The sequence below is a fragment of the Streptomyces albipurpureus genome (assembly GCF_023701525.1).
GTDB classification, from domain to species: domain Bacteria; phylum Actinomycetota; class Actinomycetes; order Streptomycetales; family Streptomycetaceae; genus Streptomyces; species Streptomyces albipurpureus.
On record NZ_JAMQAW010000126.1, the window covers coordinates 1 to 609 of the forward strand.

Annotated in this window: 1 protein-coding gene; it reads left to right on the forward strand. The window is 73.1% G+C overall.

Annotation, left to right across the window (positions count from 1 at the left end):
• Nucleotides 1-505 (forward strand): hypothetical protein (locus NBG84_RS40115; protein WP_250924682.1); only part of this gene is annotated, 505 nt, incomplete at its 5' end.
• Nucleotides 506-609 lie beyond the last annotated feature (104 nt).

Here is a 609-nt window from a genome sequence, read left to right on the forward strand (position 1 = left end):
CACCATGCGACTCGTCACCGCAGCCCTCGCGGAGTGCGCGGACCAGATCGCCCCCACGGTCACCCGCCCGCCCATCCCCATGCCCGCCCCACGCAGAGCCGCCGTCGCCCGCACGCGTGCCGAGCGGAAGGTATGGGCTGACCACGCACGCCGAGTAGACGTCGCCCAGGCGGATGCGGCCGACGTACGGCGCTGGCGCTACACCGGGGCACCCGTCACCGGCCCGTACGCAGCCCTCTGGCTCTGCGCCCGAGTCGAGCACCGGCCTGGTCCGTTCCGGCCCCTCGGTGAGACCCAGCTCCGGCACATCGCCATCGTCGCCTCCGGCGCCCTCCAGCGGATCGAGCGTGCCCTCGACACCTGCGACCGCACCGCCCAGCTCGCGCGACCCTGCCCCTGCGGAGGGCAGCTCACCGTCTACGGAGGAGCCGGACAGGCCCCCGCAGCCAACTGCGACCAGTGCGGACACACCTGGACCGCCAGAGACACCATGACCGCCGCCTGACACGACTACGGCCCGCCCAGTGCATCACCACCAGGCGGGCCACGACCACCCGGGAGAACACCCCGCATGGCCACGCCCGACCGTACCCGCAATCAGATCGCGGA